Consider the following 18,061-nt stretch of genomic DNA (forward strand, 5'->3'; position numbering starts at 1 on the left):
GCGCGGTCCGCCGCCCCACAGTGTCAGCTTGGTCTCATCTGGACGGACCGATGAGTTCTCGCAACCCGCCCCGTCCAGAGGGCATGAGCAACCCCACCCAGGCCTCCACCACCCTCAACAACCTCGGCGTCGCGATGTTCACGGTCGCCGACCAGGACGCGGCCCTCGCGTTCTACACCGGGAAGCTCGGCTTCGAGGTGCGCGCCGACGTCAGCTTCGGCGAGAACGGCGCGAACCGCTGGCTCGAGGTCGCGCCGCCCGGCTCGACCGCGCGCCTGGCGCTGAACCCGCCGATGGGCCCGTACCAGCCCGGCGGCGGCGGGATCGGCGTCGAGACGGTCGACATCAAGGCCGAGCACGCGCGCCTGACGGCGATCGGCGGCATCGACGTCGATCCGATCATGGACGCGCCCGGCGCCCCGACGCTGTTCATGATGCGCGACCCCGACGGCAACAACATCGCGGTCGTCGAGGTCCCCGCCTCCTAGCCGTCCTCCGATCCCCCGGCCGGCGCGCCCCTCCAATATCGTCCGCCCATCATGGGCTCGGCGATCGGATGGGGCGCGTTGGCCGCCTCCTCGCTGGTCATCGGCGCGCTGCTGGGCGTGGCGCGGACGTGGCCGGACCGCGCGGTCGGCCTCGTGCTCGCGTTCGGCGCCGGCGCGCTCATCAGCGCGGTCAGCTTCGACCTCGCCGAGGAGGGCTCGAAGCTCGGCGACGCCGGCGTGATGGCCTTCGGCCTGGCGGTCGGCGCGCTCACCTACTTCGGCCTCGACCGCCTGATCGGCCGGCGCGGCGCGGGCCGGCGCAGTGGCGGCGGTGGCAGCGGCGACGCCGGCACCGCGCTCGCGCTCGGCGCGTTCCTGGACGGCATCCCCGAGCAGCTCGTGCTCGGCATCGGCATCGCGGCGGGGGACGGCGTCTCGATCGGCCTGCTCGTCGCGATCTTCGTGTCCAACCTGCCCGAGGCGATCGGCTCATCGACCGAGCTGGCCGCGGAGCACCGCTCGCCGGGCGCGATCCGCCGCCTGTGGATCGGCGTCGCGGTCGTCTGCGCGCTGGCGACCGTCGCCGGCTACGCGATCGCCGACAACGTCACCGGCAACGTCCACGCCTGGGTCGACGGCTTCGCCGCCGGCGCGCTGTTGGTCATGTTGATCGACTCGATGATCCCGGAGGCCGTCCGCAAGGGCGGCGACGTCTCGGGCCTGGTGACCGTGCTCGGCTTCGCGGTCGCCGCCGGGCTCAGCGGGCTGAGCTAGGCGTTCGAGCTACGGTCAGAGAGCGATGAGCGCCGAGGAGCCGGACCGCCGTTCGACGTCAGGCCCGTTGCGGCGGCACCCGTCGCTGGACGACCGCTTCGACCCGGCCGTGCGCATCGTCGAGTACGACAGCGCGTGGCCGGCGATGGCCGCCGCGGAGCTGCGCCGCATCGGGGATGCCCTCGGCGACGTGGCCGTGCGGTTGGAGCACGTCGGCTCGACCGCCGTGCCCGGCCTCGCGGCCAAGCCGATCATCGACCTGCAGCTCTCCGTCGCCACCATGGAGCCCCGCGAGCTCTACGTCGCGCCGCTGGAGCGGCTGGGCTACCTGTTCGCGCCGGCGCCGGAGTCACCGGGGTACCACTTCTTCGCCAAGCCGCCCGAGCGGCCTCGCACGCATCACCTGCACGTCTGCCGGACCGGAAGCGACCACGAGGTCGACCACGTCGCCGTCCGGGACTTCCTGCGCGCCCATCCCGACGAGGCGGCGAGCTACGCGGCGCTCAAGCGCGAGGTCGTCGCGCGCCACCCGCGGGACCGTCTGGCCTACATCGACGGCAAGGACGCCTACGTCACGGCGCTCGAACGGCGCGCGGTGACCTGGGCGCGGGGCCTCTAGATCCGCCCCTACACCCGCCCCAGCGGGTGCGTCGTGGCGTCGTAGAAGTACAGCTCGTGCGCCGTGAGCGCGCCGCGCAGCTCGCCCTGGCGGGCACGGACCTCGGCGACCGGGCCCGGTAGGAGCCCGACGGCGATCGGTCGCTCGGGCTGGACGTTGAGGGCGTCGACCAAGTGCTGGTCCTGTGGGCCGAGCGCGTGGCCGAAGACCACGAGCGGCGGCTTCTGGCGGCGGAGCCGCGTCAGCGCGAAGTTGAGGTACTCGTTGTTGACGATGACCTTGAGCTTGTCGGCCGACGAGCCCTCGGTGATCAGCAGCGGTCGCGAGGGCGGCGGCTGGTCGTCGAACTGCTCCAACAACGTCTGCTCGCCGCTGCGTCGCTTGGTGGTCACGCCCGCGCCGTCGACGACGAGGTGCAGCGCGCCGTGGAGGTAGGCGATCCGCGTCGGGACGGTCGGCGACACGCGCGTCCGGCCCGGGTCGAACGCGTTGCGCCCGTCCGACCAGAAGAAGTCGGCGAAGTCGGCGAAGTCCGGCGCCGCGGCCCAGTAGACCAACAGGTCATAGGACGTGGTGAAGACGTAGCGGTACTCCAGCAGCGCCGCGCGCAGCGCCGCGCGGCGCTCCTCGGGCACGTCGGACATCGGCGCGTGGACGTCGCGGACCGCGCGGCCCAGCGCGCCCTGGACGCTGGCGTAGCGCTTCTCCAGCGCGTCGGTCCCGCGCCCCAGCGCGGCGAGCGTCTCGATCGACGTGGCCAGCGCCGACAACACCAACTCGAAGTTCTCGGTGCCGCGCGCCTCGAACAGCGCGCGGTCCTTCTTCGTCAAGGCCTTGGTCTCGCACGCGCGCTCGTAGAGCGACGTGTAGGCGAACGACGGCCAGACCTGGCGGCTGAGCCCGTTGCCCGCCAGGAGGTTGCGCCAGGGGTGCGCGTCGGCGACCGCCTCCCAGGGCGCGAGCTGTCCGTCGATCTGATGGCCCATCGGCCCGTCAGACCATAGCCACGATGCCGCCCGAGTACTTCTCGCCCAGCGGATCCCAGCCGGGCGCCGGCTCGAACGTCGTCTCCAGCCGCTCGGCCGTGACGATCCGGTCCAGCCGGAACGTCCGCCACGCGGGCAGCGTCGCCGTCCGCGTGAAGCCCGACACCTGGTAGACGTCGACCTCCGCCCGGCCCTCCGGCGTGAGGAACAGCGCATGCGGATGCCCGAGCCGCTCGGGCAGCTCATCGCCCTCGTAGCTGAACAACAACGGCGCCCGACCATGGATGGCGGCGATGACGACCCCCTCGATGCTCACGGCGGAGCATTCTAGGAACGGAGCGGTATCTGTCCAGGGCGTATGCTCCGCGGCGCCGTGCTGCACGTCCATCGCGCCGACCGCGCAGATCGCCTGATCGGCGCGCTCGCCGGGGTTCTCGCGGTGCCCGCGCGCGACCCGTTCGCGCCGGAGGTCGTGGCGGTTCCGACGCGCGGCGTCGAGCGCTGGCTGACCCAGCGGCTGTCGTCCCACCTCGGGGTCAGCGCCGAGGACCGCGCCGACGGCGTGTGCGCGAACGTCGCGTTCCCGGCGCCGCGGCGCCTGGTCGACGCGGTCGTGGCGGCCGCGTCGGGCTTCGACGCCGACGTCGACCCCTGGCAGCCGGAGCGGATGGTCTGGCCGCTGCTGGAGGTCGTCGACGCGCACCTGGACGAGCCGTGGCTGGCGCGCCTGGCCGCGCATCTGGACCCGGAGCGCGGCGACCGCTCGCGGCGGCTGCGGACGGTCGCGCACCTCGCGACGCTCTACGACCGCTACGCGCTCTACCGCCCGGCGCTGCTGGAGGCCTGGCGCGACGGGATCGACCTCGACGGTGCCGACCCCGCCGGGACGCTGGCCGCGCAGGACGCGTGGCAGGCCGAGCTGTGGCGGGCGCTGCGCGCGCGGATCGCCGCGCCCGGGCCGGCCGAGCGCCTCGCCGGCGCGTGCGACCGCCTGCTGGCCGACCCGGACCTCAGCGACCTGCCCGAGCGCGTCGCGCTGTTCGGGCTGACCGCGCTGCCCGCGCGCCACCTCGAGGTGCTGCGCGCGCTGGCCGACGCGCGCGACGTCCATCTCTTCCTGCTGCAGCCCTCCGACGCCGCGTGGCGCGCGCTGGCGAAGGAGATCGAGCGCTCCGGTCCCGAGCGCACGCGCGCGCGGCTGCCGCGGACGTTCCTGCCGCGCCATCCGCTGCTGGCCTCCTGGGGCCGCGACGCGCGCGAGCTGCAGATGGCGCTGGCGACGGTCGCCGATCCGGTCGACGTGCACCACGGAGGCGACGAGGCCGCCGCGCCGCGCGCCTCGCTGCTCCAGCGCCTCCAGGACGACGTCCGCGCCGACCGCGCGCCGGCGCCGGCGCCGGCGTCCGCGCCGGACCCCGGGGGCGACGCCTCCCTCCAGGTCCACGCCTGCCACGGCGCCGGCCGCCAGGTCGAGGTCCTCCACGACGCGATCCTCCACGCCCTCCAGGACGATCCGACGCTCGAGCCCCGCGACGTCATCGTCATGTGCCCCGACATCGAGACGTTCGCGCCGCTGATCCAGGCGACGTTCGGCGCGGGCGCGGAGATCGAGCGCGACGAGGACGACGACGGCGCCGACGACCGTCCGCGCCTGCGCGTCCGCCTCGCCGACCGCGCGCTGCGCGAGACCAACCCGGTGCTCGGCGTCGTCGCCCGGCTGCTGGAGCTGACCGCCGCGCGCGTGACCGCCTCCGAGGTGCTCGACCTCGCCGACCGCGAGCCGGTCCGCCGCCGCTTCCGGATCGGCACCGACGACATGTCGCGGTTGGAGGAGTGGGTCGCCGCAACCGGCGCGCGCTGGGGCCTGGACGCGGAGCACCGCGCGCCCTACGGCCTCGCCGAGGTACGGCAGGGCACCTGGGACGCCGCGCTGGACCGGCTCCTCGCCGGCGTCGCGATGGACGAGGAGGGCCCGCGGCTGATCGCCGGCGTGCTGCCGCTGGACGACGTCGACAGCGCGGCGATCGACCTCGCCGGGCGCTTTGCGGAGTACGTCGACCGGCTCGGCGCGACGCTGCGGGACTTCGCCGGCGCGCCGCGCAGCGCCGACGCGTGGGTCGAGGCGATCGGCGCGGCCGCCGACGCGCTCACCGCGCCCGCCCCGCGCGACCAGTGGCAGCGCGCGGAGCTGGCGCGCGTGCTGGCCGAGGTCGCCGACGAGGCCGCGGGCAGCGCCGCGCTCCTGGACGCCGCGGACGTCGCCGCGCTGCTGGAGCCGCGCCTGGCCGGCCGCCCGACGCGCGCGAACTTCCGCACCGGCCACCTGACGGTCTGCACGCTGCGGCCGATGCGGTCGGTCCCGCATCGCGTCATCGCCCTGCTGGGGCTCGACGACACGATCTTCCCGCGCCGTTCCCCGCGCGACGGCGACGACCTGCTGTTGATGGCCCCGCACGTCGGCGACCGCGACGCGCGCGCCGAGGACCGCCAGATCCTGCTCGACGCGCTGATGGCCGCGACCGACCGGTTGATCATCACCTACACCGGCAACGACGAGCGCACCAACGCCCGGCGCGCGCCCGCGGTGCCGGTGGGCGAGCTGCTCGACGTGGTCGGTCGCATGACCGGCGACCGCGACGCGGTCGTGCGCCGCCACCCGCTGCAGCCGTTCGACCCGGACAACTTCGCCGCGGGCGGCCCGTGGTCGTTCGACCCCATCAGCCTGCTCGGCGCCCGCGCGCTGGTCGGCGAGCGCCTGCCGCGGCCGCCGTTCCTGGCGGGGCCGCTGCCGCCGCGGCGCGGCGACCTGATCGAGGTCCGGGACCTGATCGCCTTCCTCGACCATCCGGTGCGCGCGTTCCTGGACCAGCGCCTCGGGGTCGGCGCGACGAGCAAGGCGCGCGACACCGCCGACGCGTTGCCGGTCGAGCTGGGCTTCCTGGAGCAGTGGCGGGTCGGCGACCGCCTGCTCGCCGCGCACCTCGGCGGCCACGACGCGCTGGGCGCCGAGCGCGCCCGCGGCGACCTCCCGCCGGGCGCGATCGGCGAGCGGGCCCTCGCGGCCCTCGACGAGCGCGCGCGGGCGGTCGTCGCCGAGGCGCGCCGGGAGCTGCCCGCGGCCGATGACGACGCGCCGGCGTCGCTGGACGTCCGCGTGGCGCTGCCCGACGGCCGCACGCTGGGCGGGACGGTGCCGGGCCTCGTCGGCGACGTCGTGCGGGTGGTGACGTTCTCGCGCGTCACCGCGGGCCGCCGCCTGCGCGCGTGGGCGCAGGTCCTTGCGCTCACGGCCACCGACCCGGAGCGGCCGTTTCGCGCGGTGACGGTCGGGCGTCCGCGCCGGGGAGCGCCGCGGACGCGGCACGCGACGATCGCGACGGTCCCGGCGCTCCTGCCCGACGCGACCGCGGAGGAGCGGCGGGACAATGCCATTGCCTTGCTCGCGGTCCTCCTCGACCTCTACGACCGCGGCATGCGCGAGCCGCTGCCGATCTACGCCGAGACGTCGGCGGCCTACGCGTCCGGCGGCCGGGCGGGCCAGGCGCTGGCGCGCAAGGCCTGGACGACGCCCTTCGGCGGCGTGGCCTTCGAGGACCGCGACGAGGAGCATGTGCTGGTCCTCGGCGCGCGCGTGCCGTTCGAGGAGCTGCTCCTCGAGCCGCCGCGGGACGCGGAGGAGGCCTCCTGGGCCGACGACCGCTCGCGGCTGGGCGTGTACGCGCACCGCCTCTGGGCGGACGTGCGGGAGGAGGTGCGCGACCGGTGAGCTTCGACGTCTGCGGCGAGCTGCCGACCGGCGTCACCGTGCTGGAGGCCAGCGCGGGGACCGGCAAGACCTACACCATCGCCGCGCTCGCGACGCGCTACGTCGCCGACGGCGTCCCGCTGGAGCAGCTGCTGCTGGTGACGTTCACGCGGTTGGCGACCGGCGAGCTGCGCGACCGCGTGCGCGGGCGGCTGACCGCGGCGCGCCAGGCGCTGGAGACCGTGCTGGACGGCGGGCCGGCGCCCACCGATCGCGTCGAGGCGCTGCTGGCCGAGGGAACGCCGGTCGAGATCGAGCGGCGCCGCGACCGGCTCGCGGTCGCGCTGGCGGACTTCGACGCGGCGACGATCACCACCACGCACGGCTTCTGCCAGGAGGTGCTCGGCGGGCTGGGCGTCGCCGGCGACGTCGATCGCGGCCACCGCTTCAGCGAGGACGCGCGCGACCTCGCCGACGACGTGGTCGACGACCTGTACGTCAAGGAGTTCCTGAACCACGCGCCGCAGTTCGGCCGCGACGAGGCGCGCGAGGTCGTGCGGGCGGCGATCGCCAACCCGACGGCGCCGTTGGCCTCGCCGCCGCACGAGGACGCCGCGCGGCGACGCCACGACCTGGCGCTCGACGCGCGCGAGGAGCTGGATCGCCGCAAGCGCGCGCTGGCGCTGATGACCTACGACGACCTCGTCACGCGGCTGCGCGCGACGCTCGAGGGGCCGGGCGGGCCCGCCGTCGCGGCCCGGCTGCGGACGCGGTACCGCGTCGCGCTGGTCGACGAGTTCCAGGACACCGACCCCGATCAGTGGGCGATCATGCGGACGGCGTTCGGCGAGGGCTCGGGGACCACGTTGGTGTTGATCGGCGACCCCAAGCAGGCGGTGTACGCCTTCCGCGGCGCCGACGTGTACGCCTACCTGGAGGCGCGGCGCGCGGCGCGGCGCTCCGAGACGCTCGGCGTCAACTGGCGCTCGGACGGCGGCCTGGTCGCGGCGCTCGACGCGCTGTTCGGCGGCCGGACGCTCGGCCATCCGGAGATCGCCTACAGCACGGTCGTCGCCGCGCCCGAGCACGAGGCCACGCGGCTGGACGGCGCGCCGGTGCCGACGCCGCTGCGGATCCGGGTGGTCGCGCGCCACGACCCGGACGTGCGGCGAACGCCTACCGGTTGGTCGTCGGCCGTCGGCGCGCGGGAGCACGTGGCGCGCGACGTCGCGGCCGACGTCGCGCGGCTGCTCGCGGCGCGGGCCCGCGTGGGCGACCGCGCGCTCGGGCCCGGCGACGTCGCGGTGCTCGTGCGCAAGAACGACCAGGCGCGGGCGGTGAAGGCGGCGCTGGAGGCGGCCGGGGTCCCGGCGGTCGTCAACGGCGCGGGCAGCGTGTTCGCGACCGAGGCGGCGCGCGACTGGCTGCGGTTGTTGGAGGCCTTGGAGCGGCCGGAGTCGTTGGCGCGGGCGCGCGCGGCGGCGCTGACCGCGTTCGTGGGCTGGTCGACCGAGGCGATCGCCGACGCGCCCGACGACGACTGGGACGTGTTGCAGCAGCGGCTCCACGGGTGGGCGGCGGTGCTGCGCGCGGCGGGCGTCGCGACGCTGATGGAGCACGTCACGCAGGGCGAGCGCCTGCCCGAGCGGTTGTTGTCCGTGTTGGGCGGCGAGCGCGAGCTGACCGACCTTCGCCATGTCGGGGAGCTGCTGCACGCGGCCGCGGTCGACGGCCGGCTGGGGATCACCGCGCTGGCCGGCTGGCTGCGACGGCGGATGGCGGCCGACGAGCGCGACGCGGGCGCCGAGGACCGCGCGCGGCGGCTGGAGTCCGACGCCGAGGCCGTGCAGGTGCTGACGATCCACCGCTCCAAGGGCCTGGAGTTCGGCGTCGTCTACTGCCCGTTCCTGTGGGACCCGTTCTGGATCTCCGACGATCCGGCGCCCGCGATCTACCACGACGCCGCGCGGGGGGACGCGCGGACCATCGACGTGTCCTTGGACCCGCGCGACGCCGCGTTCGCGGCGCACGCGGCGCAGGACCGCGCCGAGCAGCGCGGCGAGGAGCTGCGGCTGGCCTACGTGGCGCTGACGCGCGCCAAGCACCAGGCGGTCGTGTGGTGGGCCTCGACGTTCAGCAGCCGCGAGTCGGCGCTGGGCCGCCTGGTGCTGGAGCCGCGCCCGGCCGACGAGCGCCGCGGCCCGGGCGCCGAGGAGACCGCGGCCGAGGCGCGCGAGCGCTTCGCGGCGCTGGCGGCGCGCGCGCCGGAGGCGATCGGGCTGGAGCGGTCGCTGGTCGACGCCAAGGCGCGGTGGTCGGCGGCCGCGCCGGTCGCCGCGGAGCTGGAGGCGGCGGTCTTCGACCGCACGCTGGACGAGCGCTGGCGGCGGTTGTCCTACAGCTCGATCACCGCGGGCGCCTACGAGGCGCGGGTGGCCAGCGAGGTCGAGGAGGCGGCGGGCGCCGACGACGCGGCGACCGAGGCGCCGCTGCCCGAGGCGCCGGACGGTGCCGACGGCGCGTCGCCGGTCGTCCCGCTGGCCGACGCCCCGGCGGGCACGCGCTTCGGCACGTTCGTGCACGCGGTGCTGGAGGCGGCGGACTTCGCGGCCGAGGACCTCGCCGGCGGCCTCGCGCTGGAGATCGCGGCCGCCCAGCGCCGGCGCCCGGTCGACGTCGGCGACCCCATCATCTTGGCCGACGGGCTGGCGCGGGCGATCGAGACGCCGCTGGGACCGCTGCTGGGGGAGCGGCGGCTGCGCGACCTCGGCGCGCGCGACCGCCTCGACGAGCTGACGTTCGAGCTGCCGCTGGCCGGCGGCGACGACCCGTCCGGCGCGCTGACGCTCGGCGCGATCGCCGCGACGCTGCGGGCGTTCGTCCCCGCCGGCGACCCGCTGGCCGGCTACGCGGACCGGCTGAGCGACCCCATGTTGAAGGCCGACCTGCGCGGCTACCTGACCGGGACGATCGACCTCGTCGCGCGCTGGGACGACGGCACGTTCGCGGTCGTCGACTACAAGACCAACCGGCTGGCGGGGCCGGGCGAGCCGCTGACCGCCGCCCACCACCGCCCGGCGCTGCTGGCCGAGGAGATGCGGCGCTCGCACTACGCGCTGCAGGCGTTGTTGTACGGGGTGGCCCTGCGCCGCTACCTGCGCTGGCGCGCGCCCGGCGCGACGGCGCCGCCGATCGCCGTCGCCTACCTGTTCCTGCGCGGGATGCTCGGCGCCGACACGCCGCGCGAGGACGGTGCGCCCTGCGGCGTCTTCGCCTGGCGGCCGCCGGACGGGTTGTTGGAGGCGTTGAGCGATGTGCTGGATCTCGGAGGTGGTGCCGCGTGACCTCGCTGCGCGATCGGGACCCCTTCGACGTCCGCCTCGCCCGCGACGCGCCCGGCCCGCTGCGCGCGTTCAACGACGCGGGCGTCCTGTCGGCGGCTGACGTCCACGTCGCGCGGCGGCTCGCGCGCCTGGGCGGCTGCGAGGGCGACGACGCGATCCTGCTCGCGCTCGCGCTCGCCGCCCGGGCGCCGCGGCTGGGCCATGTGCTGGTGGATCTCGCGACGATCCGCGCGACCGTCGCGGTCGACACGGAGGAGCCGATCGACCTCGCCGCGCTGCCGTGGCCGGACGCGGCGACGTGGCGCGCGGCGGTCGCGGCCTGCCCGCTGGTCGGCGACGCCGACGACCGCCCGCTGCGGCTGGAGGGCGACCACCTCTACCTGGATCGCCACTGGCGCGAGGAGCGCGCGGTCGCGGCCGCGCTGGCCCGGCGCGCCGGCGCGCCCGCCGACGCGGACCCCACCTTGGACGCCGCGCTCGCCCGGCTCGACGCCACCGCCGCCGTGCCGGTCGCGCACGGGCGCCTGGCGGTCATCGCCGGCGGCCCGGGGACCGGCAAGACCACGCTCGTCGCGCGCCTGGTCGCGGCGCTCGCCGAGCGGGACCCCGACCTGCTCGTCGCGCTCGCCGCGCCGACCGCGAAGGCCGCCGTTCGGCTGCGCGAGGCCGTCCACGAGGAGGCGGGCGCGCTGCCGGTCGACGAGGCGGTCCGCGCGCGACTGCGGGACCTGCGGGCCTCGACGCTGCACCGGCTGCTGGGCCGGCGCGGCGACTCGCGCAGCCGCTTCCTGCACCACGCGGGCAACCGGCTGCCGCACGACGTGGTGGTCGTCGACGAGACCTCGATGGTCTCGCTGACCATGATGTCGCGGTTGCTCGACGCGGTCCGCGACGACGCGCGGCTCGTGCTCGTCGGCGACCCGCACCAGCTGTCGTCGATCGAGGCGGGCGCGGTGCTCGGCGACGTCGTCGGCGCGCCGCGGCTGTCCGACCGCGTCGTCGTCCTCGAACGCGTGCACCGCTTCGGCGGCGCGATCGCGGCGCTGGCCGACGCGATCCGCCGCGCCGACGCCGACGCCGCGATCGCCGCGCTGCGCGACGGCGGCGAGCACGTCGTCTGGCTGCCCGTCGACGCGGCGGACGCGGACGCGGACGACCTGGCGCCCGTGCGCGACGCCGCGACCGCCACCGGCCGCGCGGTGATCGCCGCCGCCCGCGCCGGCGACGCCGCCACCGCGCTCGAGGGCCTCAACGGCTTCCGGCTGCTCTGCGCGCACCGTCGCGGGCCCTACGGCGTGAGCACCTGGACGTTCGCCGCCGAGCGCTGGCTGGCCGGCGAGATCGATGCCGCGGGCGGCCGCCTGCGCGACTACCCGGGCCGCCCGCTGCTGGTCACCGCCAACGACTACGACCTCAACCTGTTCAACGGCGACACCGGCGTCGTCGTCGCCGACGGCGACCGGCTCGTCGCGGCCTTCGAGGACCGCACCGCCCGACCCAACCAACTCGGGTCGGTCGAGACGATGTACGCCATGACCGTCCACAAGGCCCAGGGCTCGCAGTTCGGCACCGCCGCGGTGATCCTGCCGCCCGGCGCCTCGCGGATCCTCACCCGCGAGCTGCTCTACACCGCGGTCACCCGCGCCCGCGACCGGCTGATCGTCGCGGGCACCGAGGACGCCATCCGCGCGGCGATCGACCGGCCGGCCGCCCGCGCCTCGGGCCTGGCGGCGCGGCTGAGCTAGCGGGCGTCGCGAGGGGGGAGCCTCAGACCGACACGCGGCGCGGGTCGCTCGGGGCGATGTGGCGGTAGGTGCAGTCGAGCACGGGGGTCGTCCCGTCCAGCCAGAACGGCACCGTGCCGGGATGCACGCACGCGATCACGATCAGGTCGTGCTCCGCGGCCGTGGGCGCGGCCGAGGTCAGCGTCGTCTCGCCGTCGCCCAACGCCACCGTCGGCACGAGCGGGTCGTGATAGGCGACGTTCGCGCCGCGTTCGCGCAGGCCGTTCAGGATCTCGATGCCGGGCGACTCGCGGATGTCCGCGACGCCGGACTTGTAGGCCACGCCGACGATGAGGATGCGCGGCGCCCGGCGGTCCGGCGCGGTGCTCGTGACCGCTTCGAGGGCGCGGTGGACCATCCGCTCGGGGCGCGCGTCGATCGCGCGCATCGCGGCCGCGACGAGGGGCGCCTCGACGCCGCGCGCCGCCAGCGGGTGGAGCAGGTAGTGGGGATCGCAGGGGATGCAGTGGCCGCCCACGCCCGGGCCCGGGCTGAACGGCAGGAACCCGAACGGCTTGGAGGCCGCGGCGTCGACGACCTCGGCGACGTCGAGGCCGTGGCTGCGGGCGATGTCGGCCAGCTCGTAGGCCAGCGCGATGTTGACGGCGCGGAACGTGTTCTCGTGCAGCTTGGTCAGCTCGGCCGCCTCGGGGCTGGTGACGCGGTGGACCGGCGCGACCACGCCGAGCGCCTGCGCCGCGCGCTGCGCGCAGGCGGCCGTGGCGCCGCCGACGACCCGCGGGACGCGCTCCTGCGGATGGCGCTCGTTGCCGGGGTCGATCCGCTCGGGAGCGAACGCGACGAAGACGTCCTCGCCGACCACCAGGCCCCGCCGCCGGAGCGGCTCGACGAGCAGCTCGCGCGTGCAGCCGACGTAGGTCGTGGAGGTCAGCACGATCAGCTGTCCGGGGACGACGTGCGTCAGCACCGTCTCGCAGGCCGCCCGCAGCGGCCCCAGATCCGGCCGGCGCCGGTCATCGGTCGGGGTGGGGACGCAGACGATCACGGCCTCGGCCTCGGCGAGCACGGACGGGTCGCTTCCGCAGGTCAGCTCGGCGGAGCGGTGCGTGGCCAGGCGGGCACGGTCGGTCGCGAGGAGATCGACGTCGCCGGTGGCGATCTCGGCGAGGCGGCGGGGCGACACGTCGACGCCGAGGACGCGCGTGCCCGCCGCGGCGAACGCCAGCGCGGTCGGCAGGCCGACGTAGCCGAGGCCGACGACGGCGACCGTGCCGCCGGACGCGACGGCGGGACCGGCGACGGACGGCGCGGGGACGACGGCCCGGGAGATCATGTTGGAGGACATGCCGTGATCAGCCCGTGACCGTCGGTTGGCTCCAGAAGGCCGGGTCCTCCTGGCCGAGGCGCCACACGCCGACGCCGCCGAGGCCGCGGTCGAGGGCGATGTGGAAGCGCTGGTCGAGCGTCGCGCCGTCCTGGTACCAGACCTGGTGCGGCACGCCGCGCTCGTCGGTGTAGGAGAACGTGAGCTCGGCCGCCGTCGGGTCGACGTGCGGCTGGACGCCGTACTTGGCCAGGAGCGCCTGCACGTCGGCGTACGAGACCGCCGTCGCGGGGCTGGCGGCTCCGCCGTTGCCCGCCCAGTCGAAGCCGTACATCGGCATGCCCATGACGAACTTGCGGACGTTGAGCTGCGCGCCCACGTAGGTGTAGACCTTGGTCAGCCAGTCGGCCGGCGCGATCGCCCCGGGCGGGGACGTCGACCAGTGCAGGCCCCAGCCCATGACGAACAGCGTGTCGGCGTAGTCCGCCAGCGCCGGGTAGTCGAACGCGCCCGAGCGCGGGTGCGTGAGGTCGTCGCGGTACTTCGGGGAGACGTCGACGGACAGCCGGCGGCCGGCGGCGTGCAGGGCCGTCGCGAGGTCCCGGACGAACGCGGTGTAGCCGTCGCGCGAGCTCGGCGGCATCGCCTCGAAGTCGAGGTTGATGCCGTCGTAGTCGTAGGTCAGGGCGAGCGACACGAGGTCGTTGATCACGCGCGAGCGGACGGCCGGGTCGGTGAGGATGACGCCGAGGACCTTGGGCCGCTGGCAGTTGAGCCGCGGCATCAGCGCGATCCGGCGGTCGCGGATCCACTGGGTGATGAGCGGGTCGTCCTGGCCCTCGATCGCGCCCATGTCGGCCGTGCTGCAGTTGAAGTAGGTGGGGTAGGCGGTGCCGACCTGGTCGTAGTGGCTCTGGAGGTCGCGGAAGGAGTCGTCGGTCGAGGCGAGGACGTAGGCGTGCAGCCGGCCGGTGCTCGCGGGCGGCAGCGCGGTGCGGAAGGTGAGGGTCGCGCTCGGTCCGAGCACGCCCTGCGTGTCGACGGCGGCGACGGCGACGTCGTACTGACGGTCCTGGCCGAGGCCGTCGACGGTGGCCTGGGTCCCGGTGAACTGGCCGACGACCTGGCCGTTGCGGAAGACCCGATAGGCGCGCACCGGCGCGGTCCCGGCGGGCGCGGCCGCCCACGAGAGGCGGACCTGGCGGGTGGTGACGACCGGCGCGGCCAGCTGCGACGGTGCTCCCGGAGGGCGCGTGCCCGCGGCCCAGGTCAGCGACGCGGCCGGTCCGATACGACCGCGAAGGCCGACGGCGGCGACCGCGAACCGTGCGCCGCGCCCGGGCGTGACCGACGCGGCGAGGGTCGTGCCGGCGGTCTGCCCCACCGGGCGATCGTCCTTGAGGACGCGGTAGCCGCGAGCGCCCACGACGGGCCGCCACGAGAGCGTGATCCGGGTGTCTCCGGCCGCCTGGGCGGCCAGGTCCGCCGGCGCCGGGAGGGTGGCGGGCAGGGCGACGCGGACCTGGCGGGCGGTCCAGCATCGCGGGGCACGGCCGCCGGCGCCGACCACGCCGACCTTGATGGTGATCTTGCGGCCCGGGAGGCCCCGGACGAGCATCGACGTGCGCTGCGTCTGGCCGACGACGGCCTTGCCGCGCAGCACGCGGTAGGACGTCCGGGCCTTGCGAAGCGCGGCGCGCGGCCGCCACGCCGCCGTGACGCTGCCCAGCGCGTGCTGGCGGACCGTCACCGGTCCGGGCTTGGGGCAGGCCACGCCGGTGGCGGGCATCGCGAGGATGCCCGCCACCAGACCGGCCATGGCGACGATCGGCCGCGGCACGCGCATCGGGCTAGCGGTGGCTCTTCTTCTTGGCCTTGGCCTTGGCCCGCTTGGTCGTCACGGTCACGGCCGGCGACGGCTGGGTCGCCTTCCCGTCGGCCGTGACGCCGACGATCCGGTACTGGTAGGTCGTGCCGGGCTTGACGTGCTTGTCGGTGTACCCGGTGCGCTTGACGACCGCCAGGGCGGTCTTCGACCAGCGGTGGCCCTTCAGCCGGCGGAACACGCGGTACTTGGACACGCCCTTGCGCGACGCCCAGGTCAGGACGACGAGCTTGGACGTGACCTTCTTGACCTTGGGGCGACCGGGCGCGGCCGGGACCTTGGAGGTCCCCCCGCCGTTGTTGGTGCCACCGTTGTTGGTGCCACCGTTGTTCGTCCCGCCGTTGTTGGTGCCGCCGCCCGGGGGGACCGGCGCCGCCGGCGTGACGGCGACCTTCACCGACTCCGGCGAGAGGTTGCCGGAGGCGTCCTTGGCGCGGACGTAGTACTCGTAGGTCGTGCCGTTGAGCAGGCCCGTGTCGGTCAGCGCCGAGTCCGTCGGCTGGGCGACGAGCGAGAACGCGCCGCCCTGCACGCGGCGATAGACGAGGTAGCCGGCGAGGTCGTCCTCGGTGTTGTCGGCCCAGTCGAGCGTCGCCGTCTTGTCGCCGCCGACGACCGTCAGGCCGGCGGGCGCGGCCGGGGCCGTCGTGTCGGGCGTGTCGACGCCGCTGCCGGCGAAGCTGTGGGCGCCGGAGAGCGTGACGTCGGCGGTCAGGATCGCGGCGTCGGTCCCGCCGCAGCTGTCGGGCTCGGTGCCCAGCGCCTTCCACCGGAACGTCCCGGGCAGGGCCGCCACGGGCACCGTCACGGTGTAGCTGGAGCCGTCGGATGCGACGTTCTTGGTCGCGCCGGAGATGGCCGTCGCGCCGCTGCCGCGCAGCTGCTGGCAGCTGGACGTGCTCTGCGTGGTCCTCAGGACGGTCACCGTCGTGGTGCCCGCGGCGCGGGTCGCGACGATGGCGCGATCGCCGGCACCGTCGTTGTTGGTGTCGAACAGGACCGCGCTGAAGTCGCCGTCGGCGATCGGGCTGCTCGGCGTGACGCGCACGCTGATCGTGCCGGCTTGGTCCTCGTCGGACAGGCGGACGGAGGCCAGGCCGGGGGCCGGGTTGGCGACGACGTCGGTGGTCGCGTGAGCGGCCGCAGGCACGAGCAGCGCGAGGCTGGCCATGCCCACGGGCAGGCTCAGGGGGCGGAGTTTCATCTTCACCTCTGGTTGTGTCGGGGCGTGTTCAGTGGACGGAAGGGGGACGCGTCCCGCGGCGCCGGCCAGCGCGCGGCGGACGCGGGGCGGGCGGTCGCGGCAGCGGGCGTCTCGCGATGGGCGGCGCGATAGGCGCTGAGGACGGCGGGCCCGACGAGCGCGAAGGGGACGACCGAGAGGCAGATCAGGCCGCCGCGGAACGCCGCGGTGAGCGGCGCGCGCATCAGGCGGCCTCCCGGGCCGGGGACGCGGCGCGCTCGAACGCCGTGGCGGCGCCCGCGGTCGCCGGTCGCGTGCCCCACGACGACGAGCGCGCGGTCAGGATCGCGTAGTAGGTCTGCCACACGAGGAAGCCGAGGTAGAAGAAGACGAACGCGACGCCGTAGAGCCACAGCGCGTCGAAGCGGCGCTTCATCACCGCGTAGGTGAGGCTGTAGACCAAGGCCATCGCGTAGACGCCGACGACGTAGAGGACCGGCATGCCGAGCCCGCCCACGAGCGGATGCCAGACGGTCGCCCGGAGCACCGTGATCGGCGCGATCAGCGGCAGGACGATCCCCGTGTAGACGGCGAGCGCCGCCAGCGGGTGCTTGCGCCAGATGAACCGCGCGACGATCAGCGACTCGCGCGTCCACGAGCGCTTCCAGCGGGTCTGCTGCTTGATGAACTGCTTGAGGCGCGTCGGGACGATCGTGTGCGAGACCGCCGTGGCGTCGTAGACGACGCTCCAGTCGCGCAGCACGCAGTTGGTCAGCGACCGGTCGTCGCCGAAGGTCGAGAGGCGCCCCAGGAAGCGCTGGCTCTCCCACCACTCCAGGTGCGGAAGGATGGCCGTCCGGCGGTAGGCCGAGAAGCAGCCCGAGCAGCACGTGACCGCGCCGAAGACCGACTCGGCCGCCTTGACGATGCGGAAGGCGACGAAGTAGCGGACGGCCTGCATCTTGGTCAGCCAGGACTCGGAGACGTTCTGCACGTCGGCATGGCCGCAGACCGCGCCGACCGCCGGGTCGGCGAAGGACCGCACGAGCCGCGCGAGCGCCTCGGGCTCCAGCGTCGAGTCGGAGTCCACGAAGGCGACGACCTCCGCCGAGGTCGCGCGGATGCCGGCGGCCATCGCCGCGCGCTTGCCGCGATTGCGCGCGAAGTGGATGACGTTGATCCGGCCGCCCGCGGCGGCCGCCACCGCGTCCAGCTCCTCGGCGGTGCGGTCGGTCGAGCCGTCGTTCACCGCGACGATCTCCAGCAGGGCGGCCGGGTAGTCGACGGCGAGCAGGGAGCGCAGCGACGTGGCGATCGCCGCCTCCTCGTTGAACGCGGGCATGACGATCGCGACCGCCGGAAGCTCGGCGGCGCTCCCGGCGGGCGCCCGGTAGAGCAACGCGATGCCGAAGCGCGACACCAGGTAGCCCACGACCACCAGGCCGTAGATCGCGAAGAACGGGTCGGCCAGGACCGCGTCCAGGAACGCGATCTTGTAGGCGACGATCGCGACGACGATCGCCAGCAGATACGCCATCACGAGCAGGCGCGCGGCGATGCGAATGCCGCGACGCGCGGCGCTGGTTGGACCAACGGTAGGCACAGACAAGAACAAGGCCGAACGCTCGAACGAACCGATGCGGAAGGGGACGCGGCGTTCTACCGTGCGGATCGATTGAAGCTCAGCGTTTCAGAGCAATGTCGGCGGAGCGTACAGAGGTGGTGTGTTTGCAGGATCGCTGATCGAGCAGAACTAGCTAGTCGTCTAGGAACGCGTGCGCGGGAAGTGGGAACGGCCGGCTGGAGGCCCACGCTGGGGCACGGCTCCAAACACGCACGTGTGTCAAGGTTTGCGCACGTTAGCGCAGGTCAGGGCATTGGTGCAAAGAGAGGCGACCAGGGAGGGCCCTGAGCGGAACGGACCTCCGGTGCGACAGCCCGGAGCGTGGGTCGACGGCGAACCCGGCT

13 protein-coding genes are annotated in these 18,061 nt (G+C 75.1%); 6 read left to right on the forward strand and 7 right to left on the reverse strand.

The window, feature by feature from the left end; genetic code table 11:
* Window positions 1-83 precede the first annotated feature (83 nt).
* From VFG42_RS02445 to VFG42_RS02455, 3 genes are read left to right on the forward strand one after another with little or no spacing between them, the layout of a single operon-like run.
* Window positions 84-488 carry a VOC family protein gene (locus VFG42_RS02445; RefSeq protein WP_324904887.1) on the forward strand — a complete coding sequence of 135 codons (405 nt, stop codon included), beginning with the start codon at window positions 84-86 and terminating at the stop codon, window positions 486-488.
* Between the two features lie 51 nt (window positions 489-539).
* On the forward strand, window positions 540-1,262 hold the full coding sequence (locus tag VFG42_RS02450; protein ID WP_324904889.1) for a hypothetical protein: 723 nt from the start codon (window positions 540-542) through the stop codon (window positions 1,260-1,262).
* Window positions 1,263-1,287: 25 nt separating this feature from the next.
* The gene (locus VFG42_RS02455) at window positions 1,288-1,881 is read left to right on the forward strand and encodes a GrpB family protein (protein WP_324904891.1); all 594 of its coding nucleotides are present in this window, start codon (window positions 1,288-1,290) and stop codon (window positions 1,879-1,881) included.
* Window positions 1,882-1,889: 8 nt separating this feature from the next.
* Here the strand turns inward: VFG42_RS02455 and VFG42_RS02460 are convergent, their stop codons facing one another.
* Window positions 1,890-2,867 (reverse strand): DUF4917 family protein, encoded by a 978-nt coding sequence (locus VFG42_RS02460; RefSeq protein WP_324904893.1) that lies wholly within the window; start codon window positions 2,865-2,867, stop codon window positions 1,890-1,892.
* Between the two features lie 7 nt (window positions 2,868-2,874).
* A complete protein-coding gene (locus VFG42_RS02465) occupies window positions 2,875-3,183 on the reverse strand; it encodes a WYL domain-containing protein (RefSeq protein ID WP_324904895.1) in 309 nt (102 codons plus the stop codon).
* 42 nt (window positions 3,184-3,225) lie between these two features.
* Between VFG42_RS02465 and recC the strand changes: the two genes are divergently transcribed.
* From recC to recD, 3 genes are read left to right on the forward strand one after another with little or no spacing between them, the layout of a single operon-like run.
* The gene (gene recC / locus VFG42_RS02470; protein ID WP_324904898.1) at window positions 3,226-6,633 is read left to right on the forward strand and encodes an exodeoxyribonuclease V subunit gamma; all 3,408 of its coding nucleotides are present in this window, start codon (window positions 3,226-3,228) and stop codon (window positions 6,631-6,633) included.
* On the forward strand, window positions 6,630-9,956 hold the full coding sequence (locus VFG42_RS02475; protein WP_324904900.1) for a UvrD-helicase domain-containing protein: 3,327 nt from the start codon (window positions 6,630-6,632) through the stop codon (window positions 9,954-9,956). The genes recC and VFG42_RS02475 overlap by 4 nt, the downstream gene beginning before the upstream one ends.
* Window positions 9,953-11,701 (forward strand): exodeoxyribonuclease V subunit alpha, encoded by a 1,749-nt coding sequence (recD, locus tag VFG42_RS02480; RefSeq protein ID WP_324904902.1) that lies wholly within the window; start codon window positions 9,953-9,955, stop codon window positions 11,699-11,701. Before VFG42_RS02475 ends, recD begins: the two co-directional genes overlap by 4 nt.
* A gap of 22 nt (window positions 11,702-11,723) precedes the next feature.
* On the opposite strand, the gene VFG42_RS02485 is transcribed toward recD, so the two are convergent.
* From VFG42_RS02485 to VFG42_RS02505, 5 genes are read right to left on the reverse strand one after another with little or no spacing between them, the layout of a single operon-like run.
* The gene (locus VFG42_RS02485; protein ID WP_324904904.1) at window positions 11,724-13,046 is read right to left on the reverse strand and encodes a nucleotide sugar dehydrogenase; all 1,323 of its coding nucleotides are present in this window, start codon (window positions 13,044-13,046) and stop codon (window positions 11,724-11,726) included.
* Between the two features lie 7 nt (window positions 13,047-13,053).
* Complete coding sequence (locus VFG42_RS02490; protein WP_324904906.1) at window positions 13,054-14,865, reverse strand: glycosyl hydrolase family 18 protein; 1,812 nt, start codon at window positions 14,863-14,865, stop codon at window positions 13,054-13,056.
* A gap of 10 nt (window positions 14,866-14,875) precedes the next feature.
* A complete protein-coding gene (locus VFG42_RS02495; protein ID WP_324904908.1) occupies window positions 14,876-16,114 on the reverse strand; it encodes a fibronectin type III domain-containing protein in 1,239 nt (412 codons plus the stop codon).
* A 2-nt stretch (window positions 16,115-16,116) separates the two neighbouring features.
* Window positions 16,117-16,338, reverse strand: a complete 222-nt coding sequence (locus VFG42_RS02500) for a hypothetical protein (RefSeq protein WP_324904910.1) — start codon at window positions 16,336-16,338, stop codon at window positions 16,117-16,119.
* Window positions 16,338-17,630 (reverse strand): glycosyltransferase family 2 protein, encoded by a 1,293-nt coding sequence (locus tag VFG42_RS02505; RefSeq protein WP_324904912.1) that lies wholly within the window; start codon window positions 17,628-17,630, stop codon window positions 16,338-16,340. The genes VFG42_RS02500 and VFG42_RS02505 overlap by 1 nt, the downstream gene beginning before the upstream one ends.
* Window positions 17,631-18,061 lie beyond the last annotated feature (431 nt).

Origin of the sequence: Baekduia sp. (assembly GCF_035685985.1) — a bacterium.
Taxonomy (GTDB): Bacteria; Actinomycetota; Thermoleophilia; order Solirubrobacterales; family Solirubrobacteraceae; genus Baekduia.